19 protein-coding genes are annotated in these 19,992 nt (G+C 39.1%); 13 read left to right on the top strand and 6 right to left on the bottom strand.

All coding sequences use genetic code 11. From position 1 onward, the window contains the following. Window positions 1-5: 5 nt before the first annotated feature. Window positions 6-818, bottom strand: a complete 813-nt coding sequence (locus V7201_RS16005) for a YitT family protein (protein ID WP_335377754.1) — start codon at window positions 816-818, stop codon at window positions 6-8. 227 nt (window positions 819-1,045) lie between these two features. Between V7201_RS16005 and V7201_RS16000 the strand changes: the two genes are divergently transcribed. Further along, complete coding sequence (locus V7201_RS16000; protein ID WP_335377753.1) at window positions 1,046-1,303, top strand: DUF1292 domain-containing protein; 258 nt, start codon at window positions 1,046-1,048, stop codon at window positions 1,301-1,303. Window positions 1,304-1,415: 112 nt separating this feature from the next. Then, window positions 1,416-1,943: a GNAT family N-acetyltransferase gene (locus V7201_RS15995; protein WP_335377752.1), complete on the top strand. Its 528-nt coding sequence runs from the start codon at window positions 1,416-1,418 to the stop codon at window positions 1,941-1,943. A gap of 35 nt (window positions 1,944-1,978) precedes the next feature. Here the strand turns inward: V7201_RS15995 and V7201_RS15990 are convergent, their stop codons facing one another. Beyond that, on the bottom strand, window positions 1,979-2,872 hold the full coding sequence (locus V7201_RS15990; RefSeq protein WP_335377751.1) for a YitT family protein: 894 nt from the start codon (window positions 2,870-2,872) through the stop codon (window positions 1,979-1,981). A gap of 209 nt (window positions 2,873-3,081) precedes the next feature. On the opposite strand from V7201_RS15990, the gene V7201_RS15985 reads away from it, so the two are divergent. Then, window positions 3,082-4,227, top strand: coding sequence for a cation:proton antiporter (locus tag V7201_RS15985; protein WP_335377750.1), 1,146 nt, complete (start codon window positions 3,082-3,084; stop codon window positions 4,225-4,227). Window positions 4,228-4,646: 419 nt separating this feature from the next. On the opposite strand, the gene V7201_RS15980 is transcribed toward V7201_RS15985, so the two are convergent. Both V7201_RS15980 and V7201_RS15975 read right to left on the bottom strand, forming a co-directional pair. Then, entirely contained in the window at window positions 4,647-4,841 is a 195-nt protein-coding gene (locus V7201_RS15980) for a YwbE family protein (protein ID WP_335377749.1), read from the bottom strand. After that, window positions 4,841-5,029 carry a hypothetical protein gene (locus V7201_RS15975; RefSeq protein ID WP_335377748.1) on the bottom strand — a complete coding sequence of 63 codons (189 nt, stop codon included), beginning with the start codon at window positions 5,027-5,029 and terminating at the stop codon, window positions 4,841-4,843. Before V7201_RS15975 ends, V7201_RS15980 begins: the two co-directional genes overlap by 1 nt. Before the next feature lie 397 nt (window positions 5,030-5,426). Here V7201_RS15975 and V7201_RS15970 point away from each other — a divergent pair, with 397 nt between their 5' ends. The 3 genes from V7201_RS15970 to V7201_RS15960 all read left to right on the top strand — a co-directional run bounded on the left by V7201_RS15970 (window position 5,427) and on the right by V7201_RS15960 (window position 8,031). Further along, the gene (locus V7201_RS15970) at window positions 5,427-6,140 is read left to right on the top strand and encodes a hypothetical protein (protein WP_335377747.1); all 714 of its coding nucleotides are present in this window, start codon (window positions 5,427-5,429) and stop codon (window positions 6,138-6,140) included. Window positions 6,141-6,412: 272 nt separating this feature from the next. Then, on the top strand, window positions 6,413-7,237 hold the full coding sequence (locus V7201_RS15965) for an STAS domain-containing protein (protein ID WP_335377746.1): 825 nt from the start codon (window positions 6,413-6,415) through the stop codon (window positions 7,235-7,237). Between the two features lie 44 nt (window positions 7,238-7,281). After that, on the top strand, window positions 7,282-8,031 hold the full coding sequence (locus tag V7201_RS15960; protein ID WP_335377886.1) for a Cof-type HAD-IIB family hydrolase: 750 nt from the start codon (window positions 7,282-7,284) through the stop codon (window positions 8,029-8,031). A 297-nt stretch (window positions 8,032-8,328) separates the two neighbouring features. Here V7201_RS15960 and V7201_RS15955 read toward each other — a convergent pair whose 3' ends face one another. Further along, window positions 8,329-10,011, bottom strand: a complete 1,683-nt coding sequence (locus tag V7201_RS15955) for a glycosyl hydrolase family 28-related protein (protein WP_335377745.1) — start codon at window positions 10,009-10,011, stop codon at window positions 8,329-8,331. A gap of 191 nt (window positions 10,012-10,202) precedes the next feature. Between V7201_RS15955 and V7201_RS15950 the strand changes: the two genes are divergently transcribed. The 7 genes from V7201_RS15950 to ppc all read left to right on the top strand — a co-directional run bounded on the left by V7201_RS15950 (window position 10,203) and on the right by ppc (window position 19,384). Next, complete coding sequence (locus V7201_RS15950) at window positions 10,203-11,285, top strand: FUSC family protein (RefSeq protein ID WP_335377744.1); 1,083 nt, start codon at window positions 10,203-10,205, stop codon at window positions 11,283-11,285. 223 nt (window positions 11,286-11,508) lie between these two features. Next, the gene (locus V7201_RS15945) at window positions 11,509-12,891 is read left to right on the top strand and encodes a M48 family metallopeptidase (protein WP_335377743.1); all 1,383 of its coding nucleotides are present in this window, start codon (window positions 11,509-11,511) and stop codon (window positions 12,889-12,891) included. A 26-nt stretch (window positions 12,892-12,917) separates the two neighbouring features. After that, window positions 12,918-13,349 carry an RDD family protein gene (locus V7201_RS15940; protein ID WP_335377742.1) on the top strand — a complete coding sequence of 144 codons (432 nt, stop codon included), beginning with the start codon at window positions 12,918-12,920 and terminating at the stop codon, window positions 13,347-13,349. Window positions 13,350-13,447: 98 nt separating this feature from the next. Continuing rightward, window positions 13,448-14,422 carry a glycerophosphodiester phosphodiesterase family protein gene (locus V7201_RS15935; protein WP_335377741.1) on the top strand — a complete coding sequence of 325 codons (975 nt, stop codon included), beginning with the start codon at window positions 13,448-13,450 and terminating at the stop codon, window positions 14,420-14,422. A gap of 21 nt (window positions 14,423-14,443) precedes the next feature. After that, on the top strand, window positions 14,444-15,415 hold the full coding sequence (locus V7201_RS15930; protein WP_335377740.1) for a DMT family transporter: 972 nt from the start codon (window positions 14,444-14,446) through the stop codon (window positions 15,413-15,415). A 62-nt stretch (window positions 15,416-15,477) separates the two neighbouring features. Further along, window positions 15,478-16,308, top strand: a complete 831-nt coding sequence (locus V7201_RS15925) for a GNAT family N-acetyltransferase (RefSeq protein ID WP_335377739.1) — start codon at window positions 15,478-15,480, stop codon at window positions 16,306-16,308. Window positions 16,309-16,621: 313 nt separating this feature from the next. Continuing rightward, window positions 16,622-19,384, top strand: coding sequence for a phosphoenolpyruvate carboxylase (gene ppc, locus V7201_RS15920; protein WP_335377738.1), 2,763 nt, complete (start codon window positions 16,622-16,624; stop codon window positions 19,382-19,384). A gap of 129 nt (window positions 19,385-19,513) precedes the next feature. On the opposite strand, the gene V7201_RS15915 is transcribed toward ppc, so the two are convergent. Further along, entirely contained in the window at window positions 19,514-19,975 is a 462-nt protein-coding gene (locus tag V7201_RS15915) for a hypothetical protein (protein WP_335377737.1), read from the bottom strand. Between the last annotated feature and the right edge of the window lie 17 nt (window positions 19,976-19,992).

Raw genomic sequence — 19,992 nt, 5'->3', positions numbered from 1 at the left:
TAGGGTTAATGTTGTTTCCTATGGAAAAGTCCCATTACCTCTAAAGTTTCAGTAATATTTACAAAAGCATCAGGGTCGATTTCTTCAATCAGTGTTTTAACTTCGGTAAGCTCATATCGTGAGATCACTGTAATGATTACATTACTTTTTTCGTTAGAGTAGCCACCAACTGAGTCTATGACTGTTACACCTCGATAAACATTCTTTAACAAATGCTGTTTAACTTCTTCACCTTTTTTAGTAATGATCATTAGGGTGAGTTTAACATGATGGGTATGAACTTTGTCTATTACTTTACCAAGAACAAAAATGGAAACTAGTGTATTTAATGCAGCATCCCAGCTAAATAAAAACCCTGATAACAATATTACTATCGAATTCATCGCGAATAACAAGGTTCCCATAGGGAAATCTTTTCGTCTTGTCAAAAGCATTCCGACTATATCGAAACCGCCTGATGATCCCGATGAACGGAAGATAATCCCTATTCCTAATCCAGCAATTGCACCGCCAAATATAGAAGATAGTATTGAGTTTTCCGCCAGAGCAACAACCGGAATAAAATAAAGGGTTATTGAAATGATCACAACGGATAGTATTGTATATAAAATAAATTTACGACCTAATTTTAAATAACCAAGGATTAGTAATGGAAAATTCAAAAGAAAATTAAATATTCCTGTGTTAATGGAGGTGAGCATAGATAAAATGATTGAAAGACCGCTTATCCCGCTGCTCATAATACCATGAGGAATAAGAAAGAGATTAAATGCGAATGACACGATCGTAGATCCTATTATGATTCCTGCTGTTTTCACAAGTGCACCCTCCAAAAAACATGTTCGTTAGGAATATTATATAGATGAAAAAATAGAAGTGAATTTAAAAGTTTATTTAAAATTCATGAACAATTTTGATTTAGCAAGCATGATTGAAAAAACAACAGACAATTTATGTTTTCCAATGTTCTTGGCAATAATGTAATCCCTTTTCATAACAAAGAGAATGCAAGGGAAAATTATATGATACTTGGAGGTGATGAAAATTGGATCAAGATTCAATCCGGGACCTGGTAACTGTAGTGGATGAAAAAGGATTACAAAGGCAATATGAAGTAGAAGCACTATTTGACATGAAAGGCGACTCCTTTGCATTGCTCCGAGATCGAGAGGGCACTATTCTGATGAAGGTGGAAGAAAAGGGAGGCGAGCAGTATTTAGTCGGTTTGAACAACGATATAGAAAAAACCAATCTGCTTGATGCCTATCAAATTGCAGTGGATTCTGCACCAGCAGGAGAATAAATTCATCGGTCGTCCATAAAGGGCGACTTTTTCTTTGAATTAGCAGGACATTTACTCCCTAGAAAAGAAATGAGTATTAAGTAATATAGAGTGATTCATAACAGGAGGACATATGGACTTTCCAGAATTAGAAACAAACCGTTTAATACTTAGAGAAATTTACGAGGATGACGCAAAGGACCTATTTGAAAACTTTTCAGATGATCGTGTTATGCAGCACTACGGCTCGGAAAAGATGACTGAGATTGAAGAAACTGTTGGACTTATTCATTCATTTAAAATGATTTATATTGAAAATAAAGGATTCAGATGGGGAATACAAATAAAGGGTCAAAGTCGATTGATAGGTACAGTAGGATTTCATGCCTGGTCTTCAAAAAATAGGCGGGCTGAAATTGGCTATGAGATCAATCCTGAATACTGGGGAAAAGGATATGCTCAGGAATCCATAAGCAAAGCATTAGAATTTGGTTTTAATGATATGAATTTAATAAGAATAGGTGCGGTTGTATTTCAAGAGAACCGTCAATCAAATTCATTACTTATGAAATTGGGATTCCACAAGGAGGGGATTTTGAAGAACTACATTATTCAAAACGGGCAATCATATGATACCATTGTTTATTCGAAGGTTAAATGATAAAGGAAAGATGATCATGCATCTTTCCTTTTCCTTTAATGTATATTTTTCTTCTTGAATCTTCCGCCTCGGACTTCTGCAATGTTGCCGACAGCCAGGAAAGCAGTATCATCAAGCTCTTCAACAATCGATTTTAATTTAGCTTCTTCAAGTCTTGTAATGACACAGAAAATTACTTTTTTGTCATCCCCTGTGTATGCTCCTTCACCATTCAAATATGTAACCCCGCGGCCAAGGCGAGCCAGGATAGCTTCGCCGATTTCCTTATGTTGTTCACTGATAATCCAGGCTGCTTTTGATTCGTCCAATCCGGCCATCACGACATCAATCGTTTTGAACGCAATAAAATAAGTCAGGATCGAATACATTGCTCGATCCCATCCAAAGACAAAACCAGCTGTTCCAAAAATGAAAATGTTAAAGAACATGATGATCTCACCTACGGAGAAAGGCAGTTTTCTATTTGCGAGGATTGCTAATATCTCCGTTCCGTCTAACGACCCTCCGTAGCGGATAACAATCCCTACTCCAGCACCCAGAACAATGCCGCCAAATACTGTCGCTAAAAGAAGGTCTTCAGTAAAAACAGGTACCTCGTGAAGGAAACTGGTCGTCAAGGATAGAACCGTGATTCCTAATAGAGTTGATAAGGCAAAAGTTTTTCCAATTTGTTTATAACCGATGAAAAAGAAAGGAATGTTGAGAATAAAGATAAATAGGCCAAGACGCAAACCTGATAGATGAGAAAGGATAATCGAAATACCTACAATTCCGCCATCAAGTATTCTATTGGGGACAAGGAATTCCTCAATTCCTACTCCCATAAGCACAGCACCTAAAATGATAAAAAGTATTCTTTTAGCAAGCTTCGTTTTTGTAATGCCTTTATGCTGGTATTGGACAAGTACTTGTTCTGGTATACTGTTCATTTTTTCCCCCTTAAACATTTCTCTAATTGATCATGAAGTGCTTATCTTAGTACGTGGTCTTAGAATAATTTTATCATATTTTCGTGTTCCTAATCGAATTAAAGCTTGAGAGCAGGCAAATTATCAGTGTTGAATGATAATAAAAAGGGTAGAAGAAAGGGAAGTTAATCATAGGATTACTATTACTTTCGTAAAGGTGTTGTTGCTCTTTGAATTTGACGTTGGCCATCGGTCTCTTCCTGCTGGTTTTGTTCCTAATTGGCATCATCGGCATCAAAATAATTAAAATCCCCGATATATTATTATATATTTTGCTCGGTCTTGTTTTATCCGCTTTTCTTGATGAATCCAGGGTAATAGAGGCTGCTGGAGAGATTGGTTTGGTTCTGTTGTTTTTTCTGCTAGGGATGAAGTTCTCCGTTAACAGACTCATCCGTAATAGCGGGAAAGTATGGAAGGGCGGTTTGCTCGACGCTGTTCTTGGGATCCTTGTAACAGCAGGAATAAGTTATCTTTTCGGCCTTGATTGGGTTTCATCCTTAATCGTGGGAGGGATCGTTTACGCTACAAGTTCTTCCATAACCGCTAAACTCCTTGAAGATAAAAATAGAACTGAAAATAAAGAATCAGAATTTATGCTCCTCATTCTTGTTTTTGAAGATTTGATTGCTCCTATTCTTGTTACTGTTCTGATCGGCCTTACGGGTGAAGGCTTTACAATAAAAGATTTCTTATTTATCATTCTGAAAATAACCGTGCTTGCTGGAGTGGCTGTTTTCTTCGCTAGAATAGTTTTTAAGAAAGCTGAACCGATACTGAAGGACATTAAGCAGGATGATATTTTCATCGTTTTAATCACAGGAATTGCTTTAACGTATGGCGGTATAGCCATGTTTCTTGGTTTATCTGAAGTAATTGGTGCTTTCCTTGCAGGAATGATGCTATCGGAGTTATCCATTAAGGATAAGGTTGAAAAAGTGGCTTTGCCAGTACGGAATATTTTTCTTCCTTTCTTTTTCCTGAATTTCGGGCTCCATATTGAGCTGACTACTGATATACCTCATGCTGGGTTACTTGTTGTCCTGATTCTATGGTCTTTGGTTCATAAGTTAATCGTCGGATATTTTGGCGGTCAATGGTTTGGCCTGCCAAGAAGCTATTCCTTGAAAGCCGGTTTATCTTTAACGCAACGCGGAGAATTTTCAGTAATAATCGCAGCACTAGCCACTGGAGAATTAAAGATGTTTGCAAGCATCTATATTCTGGTGATCGCCTTCATTGGAACTATACTGTTCCAATTGGCACCGAAACTCAATAAAATAATTGTTGAAAAAGTGAAGGAGAAGACTAGCTGAAAATATATTGAGGCTTGGTTATTTAAAAAAGAAAATCTTGGAAAATCCGAACACCAATATGGCCTGTAGTCTACGTGAAAAAAAAAAAATTTGAAAAAAAGAGTTCCAATAAGGTTTCTTGTTACTCTAAAAATGGAAAAATTAAAAAAAAGAGCTTCAATATCGTCTCTTGGTTTTGAAAAACGAAAAATTTGGAAAAACGGAACTCCAATTAGGTGTCTTGGATACTTAAATAAACAAAATTTGGAAAAATGAAGCGCCAATAAAGCCTCTTGGATACTTAAATAAACATAATTTGGAAAAACAGAACACCACTATGGCCTATTGGTTTGATAAGCCACAAACAACAATTGCAACGGTTTCTAATAACGCGCAAATAAAAAAAGCATTAAAGGGAAATCATCCTTTAATGCTTTTTTTTATTTTACTATTTCCTTCACTCTGCCAACCTGTCCATCTTCAAGCCTGACCTTAATGCCATGTGGGTGAGTACTTGAATTGGTAAGTATGTCCTTTACAACTCCTGCTGTAAGTTTACCCGATCTTTGATCCTCTTTTAGAACAATGTTCACTTTTAGACCTGGTGTGATGTCCTTTCGGTTTTGTCCGGTCATTACACACCCATTTTTCTGCGCTGGTTGCTTACTTTTTTCGTTTGCTGGCTCTTCATTTTCTTTGTTTGGTCCATGTGGTTTGAACTGCCTTTACCACCAGCTGCGTTTTTCTTTTTATTTTCAAGCTGTTGTTTAATTGCTTCCTGCAAGCTTAACTTTTTCTTTGGTTCTTCAGTATTGTTTGTCATTTAGAGTGCCTCCTGAACATTAATTTTAGTAAATACAGTATAATCCTTTTTAGATAAAAAGGGAATGAGGACCTTTCATATATGGTCTCAGACTGTAGACTATCTCTGAAAACAAGATTGTCTACAGTCTTTTCTATTTATGTTGATCTATAAACCTAGTCTGGGGATTTCAATCGCTGATAAACGAATTGTATCTTTTTCAAAAACTGGAACCTTAAATATAAGGTCTTTCTATTGTTCTAAAATTTAATTGGCAACTACGGATATGAAGATCCACCGAGTCCCGAAATAGATAATATTTAATACAACCAAAACTAAGAGTCAGACTAACTGCATATTTTATTTTCCCATTTTTTGCATTATTATAAAAATAAAACATATTGGGGAATGATTGGCAATGAAAAGAACATTACTCGTTATTTTGGGTTTACTTTTAGTAGCAGGAGGTTTTTTTATTTTCCAGAAAGAAAGGGAAGAACGCTATGCAGGCCAGAGTTTTATACCCGAACGCTCGAAAGATGTTCCTCTATATAAAGGATTAAGTCCTGATGGTAGTCCTGAGTATGTCATAGAAGGTGATCATTGGGAAGAAATATTGGCATACTATAAGAAGGTTCTCCCCGAAAACGGCTGGGAAGAAGTCTCTGTCCAGTCCTCTGACTATCATAATGAGGATGGGGCTGGCTTCATGTCTACCTGGCATAAAAAAGGGCAGAAATGGGAGTTGTATATAGGAGCAGGATATTTTAAGAATCAGAATCAGACCGAAGTTATTTTTGATAAGAGAGAGAGAATGATTGCAACAGCATGGATCGAAAAAGAGCCTGAGTCAATATGTATTAACGAACAGCCCGAGCGAAGTAAAGACTGTTTTAAAATAACCGATAAAAAGACCATCAGTGACATTATTTCAATGATAAATGGAGCATTTGACCAGAATAAAGAAAGAACTCCTTATGGAGGAAAAAGCACAATAGAAGTGGGGTCCTTCCATATTGAAGTCTATTATGATCTAGATAAGGGAATATATCTAGTGTCCGATAAGGGTACAAAATGGATGAAACCAGAGAAAGAGTTCTTTGTATCCACCCGAATATCAAAGGAATATTAATAAAGTAGTTATGTGAAAAAACATCGGTCATTCAAGCCGGTGTTTTTTCACATAAAGATAATTAATCACTCATTCATTTGCATTTAGCTGCTTAAAATGAGTAATATCTTCCTAGGTCAACGTAATTATTTTTGTATTCTCTATCAAATATCATTAGCTTGAGAGAAGATAATTTTTAAATAAAAGTGTATTCTATTGTTAAAACTGGATTTGACATGATAATTCGAAATCATTAATTAAACGATTAGAGTTAAAAAAGGGAAGTGACCAGGGTGAATTCAATTACAGCGGTGGCGAATGAACTACAGCAAAATTCCGAACAAATATCAAAGGAAATGGTCGAAAAGATCATCGACAAGATCGGGGTTGAAATACCACAGTTAGAGATCAACCAGGCGATTGAAGTTTATACTGAGTATTTAGGTTTTCTGGGTGAAACCATAAAAAACTCTGATGAAACAACTCCTGAAGCATTACTTGAATGGAGCCGAAATAATGGGGAACGAGAAGCAGCAAAAGGGGGAAGAGTTTCAGACATAATCCTCCGTTATCCGCCAACAAGACTTGTATTCATTGATAAAATGGCTGAGATTTGTTTAAGACATGATCTTAAAGTCGAGGACTTAATTTGGATTAATAAGAGAGTAAACAACATGCTTGATATAAGCATTAATGAAACTGTATTCGCATTTGAAAGACAAAATTCAAAACTCATGAAGGAAGTACAGGACGAAGTTAATATCCTTTCGACTCCTGTTGTCCCCGTCCAGGAAAATATCGCAGTCTTGCCACTTGTTGGGAAGATGGACCATGACCGGGCAACCCTTATCATGGAACGTGCTGTACCCTTAGTCGCAAAACAAAAAATACAATGTCTGATCATTGATTTTTCAGGTATTGTTACAATCGATGCTACAATTGCCAAGCATGTATTCGATATCCATAATGTGCTCCGACTATTGGGAGTGGACTCCATCGCTACAGGAATGAGACCTGAACTGGCTCAGGCTGCTGTAGAAGGAGGCGTGGATTTCTCTAGTATTAAAACGTTCTCAACTGTCAAACAAGCAATCGAAAGTATAAATAACAATAATTAGTCTTATAACTCACTCCTTGATTTAGAAAAGGAGATTGGAGGACAATTTTGAAACAAAAACGACCAGAAATAAAACTGATCGCACTGGATATGGATGGAACGCTATTAAACGAACATCACGAGGTTTCTGATGAAAATCGACAGGCAATCAAAGATGCTGAGAACAGAGGAGTTAAAGTTGTACTAAGTACTGGCCGAAGCCTGAAAACTGCAAAAGATTATGTTTTATCGCTTGAGTTATCGTCCTATCTAGTGACTGTGAACGGGAGTGAAATCTGGGGTCCGGATGGAGAACTTGTGGAACGGACTCCCGTCGCCACAGAGCATATCCAATGGATGCATGATCTATCCAGACAGAACAACGCGAAGTTCTGGGCAATCAGCACCGAAAATAACTGGAACAATGAAATGCCAGAAGATGTCCTTTCACAAGAGTGGTTAAAGTTTGGCTTCCACATCGAAGAAGATGCCATCCGTGAAAAAGTGCTGAAAGAGCTGGAGGCTAAAGGCTTTTTTGAAATTAGTAATTCAAGCCTGGTCAATATTGAAGTAAATGCAATAGGAATCAACAAGGCAAAAGGTCTGCAAAAGGTTTGCAGCCTGCTTGGTATTTCAATGGAAAATGTTATGGCAGTCGGCGACAGCTTGAACGATATTGCCATGATTACCGAGGCTGGATTAGGCATCGCCATGGGCAATGCACAGGAAACAGTACAAAAAGCCGCGGACGACATTACAGGAAAAAACACCGAAAACGGAGTCGCGCAGGCAATCAAGAAATGGGTTCTATCATAATTCTACAGAAGCAGGTAAGCTCTGCTTCTTTTTTTGTATTGGTGAAAGAGAAATATTCCAAAAGGGGTACATTATAGGTTTCTTAAAAACAAGGCTCTGTTAAAGCTGAATGTTGATTTTTAAACCCTGTTGATTGTAGTGGAAGGCGCGTAGACTCCTGCGGGCGCAGCTGGACAGGTGAGACCCCTCAGGAGCGAAGCCACGAGGAGGCTCAGCGCCAGCCCCNNTGTTTAACAGAGCCAAATACAAAAAAGAAATAAAAGCGAACCCATAAAGGATTCGCTTTTATTTCTATTTTTAACCAATCGTGCTGTTCTTTCCCCCGGATTGCACAACGGCAAATTTAAATCCTTTTGCTTCAATCTCAGCAATTTGAGCATTTTTCCCAGCCACTTCAACCACGGATTTTCCGTTAACTGCTTCCGCAACAATTTTCTCAACTGTTGCATTCTCAATTCCTTTTCCAATATGAATCGCTTTAGGTGCTGAATGCCTGACAAACACATTACGGATTTTTACATTATCTGCGTGATGTTCACCGCCAAAAACCCTAATATCATTGTTTGCTTTGATAAACCCACTGACATGGACATTATTGAAAACCACATTTCTCGAGCGATATTGAATGGCGATGACCGGTTCGTCCCCATAATCATATTGTGGATCTCCGATGACATAAAAGTGATTCACTGCAACATTTTTATATGCTGAAATTACCATCGCGCGAGGGGAGGAATTTGCGTATAAATCAGTATAAATAGGATTAATTGAAACGATATTGGCTGCTTTTATGTTGATCGCCGTTTTGGATTCCGGATCACTTTCCTTATGATGACCAATGTGTCGGAAATTGTAGGAACGGTTATCATTTACAGAAATATGGCCAATGATGACCACATTGTTCGCAGCAGATGAGGTGTGGTGGGCTTTTATTTCTATGCCGCCAAAACATCTTGCGCTTGAATTGTTCACTAGCCAAACATTTCGTGAACCATCATCAATCTCGATCCCATTCGAATTGGAAAATCCTTTTTTATGAGCCCTGCCGCTAGGATCACACATATGGCTATTTGAGATAAAGATATTATCACTATGATGCGTGGTAATACCATCATCACCAAAACCATAACCCGTAAGATTATCCAGCCAGATATATTCACTGCCTCCTCGGGCACGATAGCCGTCACCATAATAATTGTAGAGAGGGGAGGATATATCAAAGCAATGAAGGCCCGGATTGATTCCTTCGATATCCTTTACCCAGCCAAATTTAACATTCGCATATAAGAGGCAGCTCGAGTGATTCCCCCATGTACTGGTCTTCTCCACGTTTCCAAGGCGCTCTACATTCCAATCAAGAGTCATGCCTTTTACAAAAATATTCCGGTTACCTGTACGGTGATTTCGATTCGTAACAAGCCTGGTGCCTTTAGGTGCAGATTCATGCAGTTTTATCGTCGTTTTCCCTTTACCCGCACCAACTAGGGCACTCCAGGAAGGGAGCTTAATTTCTCTTGTGACAAAGACGCCTTCAGGTATGAATACCTTTACACGCCCCTTGCCAAGAGCCATCCGGAAAGCTTCGGTACAATCCGTCATTCCATCACCAACTGCTCCATAATCCTCAATATGAACCTCTCGATTTATTTCAGTTAATAGATGATTATACTCATCTTTTAAAAGTTCGATCCATTCTGGATACACATTCCCGTTTTGATCCACGATCGTATCATATTGGTCAAATTCGTCGAATGCTGATTTAGTCAGAGCAACTTTTCTTAAGGTCGCTCTGAAATTAGTGAATAAGGATGATATAACAGTCGAAGTACGGGCAAGCGCAGGAGAATAATCCTTACTCGCTTCAAGAAAAAGAGCCTTTGTTTCATTCACTAAATCTTCAATAATCGATTCTTTTCCAGTAATTTTTGAGATTAGTTGCCCATTCATTTTAGGATTGTGATTTCTTTCTAATTTGATCATCGTATTCCCACCTTTGTAAAGCTGCTGCTATGATTATTATTTCCCGCTCTCATAGCTGATAACCTTTTCAAAAGGAATTAACGTATCCTTTTATGTTAGGAATTAAATCAGGTATGATAAAGATGTGTTTCATTTTTTGGAACAAGGTAATTATAGAATGGAAGAATTCTTTTGATTAGTGGGGGATTTGATTGATCACATTAGGACCACGAGTTTTAAAAACAGGGCTTGCTGTGGTGCTCGCTTTATATATAACAAAATGGCTGGGCTTGGAACCTCCTGTATTTGCTGCGATTGCAGCAACTTTTACGATTCAGCCCTCAATTTACCGATCATGGAAACAAGTGATGGAACAATTCCAGGCGAATACACTAGGAGCAATTATTGCAGTAAGCTCAATTTACTTGTTTGGCAACAGCCCAATCGTCATCGGACTTGTAATGGTCATCGTCATTATTATAAGTTTAAAGCTTAAAATGGAAGGCTCGATTTCCTTAACATTGATTACAGTGTTAGTCATGATGAGTTCACAGGAATTCCAAGGGATTGTCGCGGCTGGGAATAAATTCATTATTGTCCTTGTCGGGATGGGATCGGCATTTTTAGTGAATCTCATCATCTCTCCACCGAATTATAATAAAAATTTCAGTGAAAAAATGGATTCAAGTTTCAGGACTATGTCATTGCTGATGCGAACTGCCATATCGAATGAATTGACTGAAAAAACATTCCAGAACCAATGGAGTCAGCTTAAAAAAGATGTATCCAAATTAGAAGACCTATACAAAATCCTTGATGAGGAACGCGAAAAAATTTCGAAGCTCAAACCATTAGATGTCCGGGAAATAGTCGTTTTTAAACAGATGCTTGCCTGTCTGCAGCAGGGCCTTAAGCTTCTTGATATCATTGAAGACCATTTTTTCCAGAGTAGGCCTGAACTAGAGGAAACGAGGGAGTTTGATCACCATCTTGAAGAATTGATCAATTATCATGAAATGATCTTACTGAAATATGCTGGAAAAATTAAAGAAATCGATAAAGCAGATCTCCTTGAAGAAAGCGGTCAATTTCTCGAAGGAATAATGGAGGATACGTTTTATGAAAGAGAACATAAACTCCGCCTTGTAATTATTGGCTCAGTTATCTTTGATTATGCATTCCAGCTTGAACGCTTAAATGATTTGATTGATCAGTACCAAAAGAAAAAACAGCATGTTGAAAAAGCAAGCTTAAGAGCTATTTTAAAGAATCCAAGGGTTTTATTAAAAAAATGAGGGCCAATATGGTCCTCATTTTTATTTTCAAACAAATAAGATGTCACAACCACAAAAATTGCATATGTATTTCTCTGTTAATTTCTTTAAATTATTGAGGGTCATTTTACGGCGCTTTAGTCAGGTGGATAAAAAAGGAATACATACCTATAAAAAACATCTATACCAAATCTTTATTTTCTCCTATAATCATTATAATTGTGCCTAAGGAGAGCTTCCAAACATGACTACACAGACCTACACACAAAATGAACTGATCCATAAAAATGAGAATAAATATTTTTGGATTGTATTATGTATTAGTATTGTATCTTATATTCTTTTTGCTTTATCTGTTGTTGGACTTCTCGTTATTGTGGCTTTTATGACGGTCTCACTTTTGCTGCATGCCTTGATGATCGGCCACATCCGGTTGAATGGTGTGAAAATTGGTGCGAATCAATTTCCGCTTATTCATAGTACGGTTGAAGAGCTTTGTGTAAAGATGGACTTCAAACAAATGCCGGATATCTATGTCCTGCAGTCAGGTGGAGTAATGAACGCTTTTGCAACACGTTTTTTTGGACGTAATATGGTGGTCGTTTATTCTGAGATCTTTGACCTCGTGGAACATGGTGCAGAAGAGGAACTTAATTTCGTCCTTGCTCATGAACTTGCCCATATTAAACGGAATCATCTTGGTAAGATGATGTTTATACTCCCATCAATGTGGATCCCTGGAATAGCAGAAATGTATTTGAGAGCTTGTGAGTTTACGTGTGATCGATATGCGGCCTACTATACCGGCAATAATTCTGCTGCTAAAAACAGTTTGACAATCCTGGCGATTGGTAAAACAATGTACGGGAAAGTCAACAGAGCTGAATATCTTGACCAAATCAATCATGAGAAAGGATTTTTTGTCTGGTTAGCTGAAGTGTTATCGACACATCCGCCACTGCCAAAACGGATTAATGAAATCAGCGTTTTTTTTGGCGAAACAGATCAAATTTTCATCCGTCGTAAGAAATCGAAGGCAGCTCTTGCATACGTTGCGGCTTCAATAATGGCCTTTACCATCTTAGGAGCAGGCGGCTATTACGCTATTAATTTATTTGACTCTGAAGCTTTATATGAAGAGGAAGGATGGATGGACGAGGGCGAGGAATCCCCTCTGATCGAGGCAGTTGTTGCTGGAGACCTGTCTAAAACGAAAAAGTTAATCGAGAATGGCGAAGACATCCACACTATAGATTATAATGGTTATACACCTTTAGATTGGGCTGTTAAGGACAGCAATGAGCCTATGGTAAAACTTCTGATTGAAAGGAAAGCCGATCCGAACTTTGAAACGGATTACGGGATGACTCCTTTCATGACTGCCGCAGAAGCAGGCAACCCATCTATGATTAAAATGCTTCATGAAGCAGGCGGTGACCCCCAATACCAGGAAACGAGCGGTGGTTACACAGCGCTTACTTATTCTGTTTTCAGCGGGAATATTGAAGCTGTTAAACTATTACTTGATTTCGGCGCAGACCCGAGCACCAAAGATTATTCGGGAATGACTGCTCGAATGCACGCCTTGCAATCAGGCGAGCAGGAGATTGCAGATTTATTAAAATAAATGAATATAACAGGAGGAAAATAATCATGAACAGACCTGCAGGATTTTGGGTAAGAGTAGGTGCATCCATTTTAGATGGATTGATTATCGGAATACCGATTGCCATCATCAGTTATTTAGTTACAGGCAGTGCCGAGGATAGTGGATTTTCATCTACTCTTAATCTTCTCTATACTCTGCTTGTTCCTGTCGTATGGTCAGGATACACAGTTGGCAAAAAAATCGTCGGCGTCAGAATCGCTAAAGTCAATGGAGAGAAGCTTGGCTTTGGCACAATGCTGATGCGCACAGTTGTATCTGGCCTTGTATATCTTTTAACATTGGGGATTGGTGTCATCGTCAGCGCGTTTATGGTGGGACTCCGCAAAGACAAAAGAGCGATTCACGATTTTATTGCTGGAACATATGTAACATATGAAAAACCAAACGAAATTAATTATGAACAGAAGGTAATGTAAGGGAAAACGTCTGGCGATGCCAGGCGTTTTTTCTATAAGAAAACTTGGTGATTTACAGACAATTAGTATGATATATTGAAAAAGATTGGAGGCGACAAATGAAATTTTTAAAAAGAAAAATGACAATCCTTCTGTTCATTATCACCATGTTCGCTTTCCTCAACAACACCAACCTATTTTCGTCTAATAAACAGGAGCCACTCTTGCTCGCACACAGAGGAGTTGCCCAGACCTTCAAAATGGAAGGAATCACTGGAGACACATGTACAGCTGAACGCATACATAAGCCTGAACACGATTTTCTGGAAAATACAATCCTTTCAATGGATGCAGCATTTGAAGCAGGAGCAGATATCGTTGAGCTCGATGTCCAACCCACCAATGATGGTGAATTTGTCGTGTTCCATGACTGGACATTGGATTGCCGTACTAATGGCAATGGGGTAACAAGGGAGCATAGCCTTGCTGAATTGAAGGGGCTTGATATCGGTTATGGTTACACCGCTGACGAGGGAAAAACCTATCCGTTTCGTGGTAAAGGGATTGGTATGATGCCTACTCTCGATGAGGTATTAAAAACATTTTCAGGAAAAGAGCTGCTGATCCATGTTAAAAGCAATGACCCTAAGGAAGGAAGGCAGCTGGCCAATTACCTGAAGCATTATCCTGAAAACTCTGTAGAACATATTTCTGTATATGGAGGCGACCAGCCAGTCGCAGCATTAAAGGCAATGTTGCCTAACACGCGTGTTATGTCAAAAGAATCGTTGAAAAGCTGTTTATTGCCTTACCTGGCATTCGGCTGGACTGGATATGTTCCAGGAGCATGCAAAAATACCCAGCTGCATATACCAGAAAAAATCGGCCCATGGATTTGGGGATGGCCGGAAAAATTCATAGACCGAATGAAAAAAAATAATATAAGAACCATCATTGTAGGCGGAGACGATAGGGACTTCTCTACAGGATTCGACACAACTGAAGACCTTGTGCGTCTGCCTGAAGGCTTTTCAGGGGTCATATGGACAAACAGGATTCAAAACATCGCCCCAGAGGTTAAAACCGATCATTAACATCAATCAAGAGGTGAGGGAATGGGACCAATATTTTTAGGCATTTTAGCAGCTTTCTTTTTTGCATTTACTTTCGTGCTGAACCAGTCGATGGAATTATCAGGCGGAAGCTGGATATGGAGCGCATCATTACGGTATATTTTTATGATTCCATTCCTGATGGCCATAGTGCTGGCAAGAAAGAACTTCAAACAATTAATCAGGGAAATGAAAAAGAATCCTGGCGCATGGTTGCTGTGGAGCTTTGTTGGCTTTGGTTTGTTCTACGCACCCTTGACCTTTTCAGCAGCATATTCACCTGGCTGGCTGATTGCTGGGACGTGGCAAATCACGATTATCTCTGGCGCCTTGCTTGCCCCTTTTTTTTACGAAATGATCCAAACGAACCATGGAGTGATAAAAGCGCGGGCTAAAATACCTTTTAAAGGTTTGAGTATGTCATTGGTCATTCTTTTAGGCATCGTCTTAATGCAATTGGAGCATACAAGTCAGATCAGTCTGAAAGTGATGCTAATGGGCATAGTACCTGTATTGTTCGCCTCATTTGCTTATCCATTAGGCAACCGTAAAATGATGGATGTGACAAACGGAGGGCTGGATGCCTACCAGCGAGTTTTGGGAATGACGCTTGCAAGTCTGCCCTTCTGGATTATGCTGTCATTATTTGGTCTGTTTACCGAAGGACCGCCCACTTTAAATCAAAGTATACAATCCCTCCTGGTAGCGATAAGTTCAGGCGTGATCGCTACTGTTCTGTTTTTTAAGGCAACAGACCTTGTGAGGGGAGATATGCAAAGGCTGGCAGCTGTCGAAGCAACCCAGGCGATGGAGGTTTTGTTCGCTTTGGCAGGTGAAATTGCCATCTTATCGATCGCCCTTCCCTCATTACTATCATGGCTGGGCATCATCATCGTAATGGGCGGTATGGCCTTGCATAGCTATCAATCTCACAGAGAAAAAAACAAAGAGGTTAATAATCGAGCAAGCGCGTGAACATCAATATAAAAGCATTTTTATAGAAATGGGGCTTGGACATGCGGAGCAGAAGGGTTAAATTGACAAAACAAATGGCTAAGGCCATTATCCTTGCTGAGGCGGAATGCCAAAGGACAAACAGCCAATCCATTTTGCCTGTACATTTATTGATTGGCTGTCTGGAGCAAGACTCATTCACTGTAAAAGAGGCCATACATCATTCTGGCATAAATGTAAATTCGATAAAAAGTACAGTAACTCCAGCAGTGGTTCAAAATTCCGGCACTTCTTATGAACATTTTAATATGCCTGTCAGCTTAGATACTGAACAGGTACTAGAGGAAGCAGTCAGCTATATGGAGGGTTACAATCAGATTTTTTTAAATGAAGGGCATGTGTTGAGAGCATTAATAAAATCAGGCTATGTTGAGGATTATTTAACTTTAGAACAAAGACACTTCCTCCTCTCTAATGCTACGGTTTCTAGAGACATGATGGTGGATTTAACCGAATACTCTTGTCCCCAATTAAAATACCAGAACATACGAAAAGTCAGTCCAGCTGATTCTGAAAAGTTAATCCAGTTAATTGAACATGAATTTTCCGGAAGATGGACGGAATCAATTAGGTTAGGGTTGGATAAAACGAAACCATCTATTTTTATAGCCACGGATCCTGCAGGAGCCATTATCGGTTTTGCAGCATTCAATGTTGGAAACGTGGAAGGCTGTTTTGGTCCGATGGGGGTGGCCATGGGCAATCGATCAAAGGGTGTCGGCTACTCATTGCTGCATCATTGCCTATATGAAATGAAAATGCAAGGTTACACACAAATCATCATTAGCGGTGCAGGCCCAATTGAATTTTATGAACGTTCTTCCAGTGCAAAAGTCATTCCTGTAGGCCAGTAAATAATATATTATACAACTTAAGGACCATTGTTGAAAGGTCTTTAATTTTGTCATATAAATCGCCGGATTATCGTATTAGGAGGCTCCAAGCCACTTCGAAATAATTGACATTATTAAGAGCATAATTTGGATAATTGAAGCGTTTATTCGTACACTTATTGATAAGGTTAGATTAGTTTCATTAATAAAGGGTATTTTTTATAAAGGTAAACACCTTAATTAAAAAGAAATATGCATAATATTTCACATTGTTTGCATTTTTATGTTATATTAATATTTAAAAAATTCCCACTAGTCTTAGGAAGGTGACAAAATGACATCAGGAATCGAAGTGAACGACAGCAGTTTGCCATTGCGTAAAGACGTAAAAATGCTTGGAAACATCCTTGGGGACATACTAGTTTACCATGGCGGAGTTGAACTATTTGAAAAAGTAGAGAAGATTAGAGCTATGTGTAAAACGCTAAGGACTGACAATGACAGCGAAACTTATACAGCATTAAAAGATGAAATTGCTAAATTGTCTATTCCTATGCGTACAAATATTATCCGCGCCTTTTCAGTCTATTTCCACTTAATAAATGCAGCTGAACAAAATCACCGCATTCGTCGGCGCCGTGACTATTTAATGAAATCAGAAATCAGTGCCCAGCCAGGCTCCATCGAAGCAGCAATCCTTTCACTAAAAGAAAACCAAATAACCTCAGATATTATCCAGGATGTACTTAATACAATCTCTTTGGAATTGATTATTACCGCACATCCGACAGAAGCCACAAAGCGTTCCATATTGGAAATACAAAAAAGGATCGCTGACATTTTGAAAAGCCTGGATAATCCAATCCTGTCAAAAAGAGAACGAGAAAAGATTGAGGAAAGCTTGTTTAACGAAGTTTCTGTCCTTTGGCAGACAGATGAATTGCGAGATCGAAAGCCTACTGTAATAGATGAAGTAAGAAATGGTCTATATTATTTTGATCAAACACTTTTCGATGTTTTGCCTGAAATCCATCAGGAGGTTCAAACAAGTCTAAAAGCACATTATGCTGATCACGAGTGGGAAGTTCCGCACTTTCTGCGATTTGGCTCATGGATTGGCGGCGACAGGGACGGCAATCCAAACGTTACACCTGAAGTCACATGGGAGACATTGGAGCGACAAAGAAGACTTGTACTAAAAAAATATAAGGCTGTTCTTGTTGATTTAATGAAACGCTTCAGCCAGTCTACAACTCGTGCAGCTGTAAGTGATGAATTAAAGCAATCCGTTTTACAAGATGAAGAGAGATACCTGACTGAGGATCAAAAGTGGACAATTGATGGTGAAATGTATCGCAGGAAATTTGCTGTCATTCTTGAAAGACTCAGACAAGCGGGGAAATCTGAAATTGGCTATCATTCTTCAGAAGAAATGCTAGAAGATCTTATGATCATTAAGCGAAGCATTTACCTCCATCATCCTGCACACCATGAGCTTAAAACCTTGCAAAAGTTTATAAGCCAGGTACAGCTTTTTGGCTTCCACCTTGCTACGCTTGATATCCGCAACCATAGTGGTGAACACGAAAATGCAATTGCGGAAATCTTGTGGAAGGTTGGAATCTGTAAGGATTATCCATCCTTATCAGAAGAGGAGAAACTGGATCTTTTAGAGAAAGTTTTAGCCGACCCGCGGCCGTTGCTGTTGCTGCACGAGGATTATTCAAGCGAAACACAGGAAATGCTTAAGGTTTTCGAAATGATCAAACGAGCACATAATGAATTTGGAAAACGCTCGATCACAGTATACCTTGTAAGCATGACCCAATCGGCAAGTGATCTGCTTGAAGTACTAGTACTTGCAAAGGAAGCAGGTATTTACAGGCTGCATGCGGACGGTACATTTGAAACTGACTTGAATGTAGCACCTTTGCTTGAAACCATCGATGATTTGACTGCAGGTCCAAAAATCATGGAGACCCTTTTCAATATGCCTGTATACCGTGACCATTTGAGACAAATGAATGATCAGCAGGAAATCATGCTGGGTTACTCGGATGGAAGTAAGGATGGCGGAACATTGACCGCTAACTGGAAGCTTTATAAGGCTCAGCTTGAAATTAATGAGATGGCCAAAAAACATCAAATCGGCCTGAAATTCTTCCATGGCAGAGGGGGATCTTTGGGACGTGGGGGCGGACCATTAAACCGAAGCCTTCTTTCACAGCCGGTAGAGACGCTGGGCCAGGGGGTCAAAATCACTGAGCAGGGAGAGGTGCTTTCTTCCCGCTACCTTCTCAAAGATATTGCTTACCGGAGCCTTGAGCAGGCTACCTCAACCATGCTGAAAGCAGCTGCCAATGTTCTGAATGAATCCGAGCAAGGTCATTTGCGTGATCACAGATGGGTAGATGCAATTGAAGAGATTTCTGCTGTTTCCTTAAAGAAGTATCAATCACTCGTTTTTAAGGATCCAGATTTTATCACCTACTTTAATCAGGCGACACCGTTACAGGAGTTAAGTGAGTTGAATATTGGCTCACGACCGATGAGCAGGAAAAATAGCAGCAAATTTGAAAATCTTCGTGCGATTCCATGGGTATTCGCGTGGACACAAAGCAGGCAGTTATTCCCAGCATGGTATGCAGCAGGAACAGGGTTGGAAAGCTTTGCTGTAAAAAGCCCAGAAAATATCCAGCTTCTACAGGAAATGTATGAGGAATGGCCATTCTTCAGGAGCACGGTTGATAATCTGCAAATGGCGTTGATGAAGGCGGATATAACGACTGCTAAGGAGTATTCCTCACTTGTAGAAGACAAGGGAATTGCCGATAGAATTTTTGGCAACATTGTCGAGGAATTCGAAAGAACAAAGAATATTTTGCTTATGATTACTGATGATGAAGAACTTCTTGACCATACACCAAACATCAAGGATTCTGTCCACAGACGAAATCCTTATGTAGATCCACTTAATTTCCTTCAGGTAGAATTAATCAAGGAACTTCGTAATGTTGAAGATCCAGATGATGAGCTGCTCACACAGGTTTTATTAACCATAAGCGGCGTGGCTGCTGGTTTACGGAACACAGGATGATATAAAAAGCACCAGCCAATTTAATTTGGCTGGTGCTTTTTTATGGGAATTGATTTAATTTTTTAGCATGATAAAAGGAATTTTCTTATGATCTCTTCACCTATAAAACCATATTTACATGATATCGCTTTATCCTAGCAGCTTTATGTGCCGTTCTGTTGTTATTTTGGTGAGTAAGTCATGATTTAAAGAATTAGCCATATTTAAGGTAAGTTCAAGGACCTTGCGCATTCCATCTTTATGCCCTTTTTTGATCGCAAGGCCGTCGCATTGGATTTCACTTTCAATGCTCAGTTGATTTTCATATACGGGGTGTTTGATATGCCCAATTTCATGCCAGATGATCGCTTCTTTTATTTCCTGATCCGCACAGAAAGCTTGATAGTCGTAAACCACGATGTACCAATCATACGGGGCTTCAAAAGATTTATAAAACAGGGTCAAAATACGGGAATCAATATTCCAGACATTCAGCCATTTTTCATTTTTCAATCCAAAAACATTCATGATCGCTTCTTTATTTTCCAAAACAGCTATGTTCCACTCATGACCGTACTTTTCCTGATCCAGCAATTCACCGATGCATTTCAAAAAGCAGCCCCCTTCGA

The organism is Bacillus sp. JJ1122 (assembly GCF_036964885.1).
Classification (GTDB): domain Bacteria; phylum Bacillota; class Bacilli; order Bacillales; family Cytobacillaceae; genus Mesobacillus.
The sequence above is the reverse complement of the archived record's forward strand: the minus strand, read 5'-3'. Positions and strand labels throughout refer to the sequence as shown.

Bases quoted from the DNA above. Each gene is read 5' to 3' on its own strand.
- V7201_RS15995 (WP_335377752.1), top strand. From the start codon at position 1,416: ATGGACTTTCCAGAATTAGAAACAAACCGTTTAATACTTAGAGAAATT.
- V7201_RS15990 (WP_335377751.1), bottom strand. From the start codon at position 2,872: ATGAACAGTATACCAGAACAAGTACTTGTCCAATACCAGCATAAAGGC.
- V7201_RS15980 (WP_335377749.1), bottom strand. From the start codon at position 4,841: ATGACCGGACAAAACCGAAAGGACATCACACCAGGTCTAAAAGTGAAC.
- V7201_RS15975 (WP_335377748.1), bottom strand. From the start codon at position 5,029: ATGACAAACAATACTGAAGAACCAAAGAAAAAGTTAAGCTTGCAGGAA.
- V7201_RS15970 (WP_335377747.1), top strand. From the start codon at position 5,427: ATGAAAAGAACATTACTCGTTATTTTGGGTTTACTTTTAGTAGCAGGA.
- V7201_RS15955 (WP_335377745.1), bottom strand. From the start codon at position 10,011: ATGATCAAATTAGAAAGAAATCACAATCCTAAAATGAATGGGCAACTA.
- V7201_RS15945 (WP_335377743.1), top strand. From the start codon at position 11,509: ATGACTACACAGACCTACACACAAAATGAACTGATCCATAAAAATGAG.
- V7201_RS15940 (WP_335377742.1), top strand. From the start codon at position 12,918: ATGAACAGACCTGCAGGATTTTGGGTAAGAGTAGGTGCATCCATTTTA.
- V7201_RS15935 (WP_335377741.1), top strand. From the start codon at position 13,448: ATGAAATTTTTAAAAAGAAAAATGACAATCCTTCTGTTCATTATCACC.
- V7201_RS15930 (WP_335377740.1), top strand. From the start codon at position 14,444: ATGGGACCAATATTTTTAGGCATTTTAGCAGCTTTCTTTTTTGCATTT.
- ppc (WP_335377738.1), top strand. From the start codon at position 16,622: ATGACATCAGGAATCGAAGTGAACGACAGCAGTTTGCCATTGCGTAAA.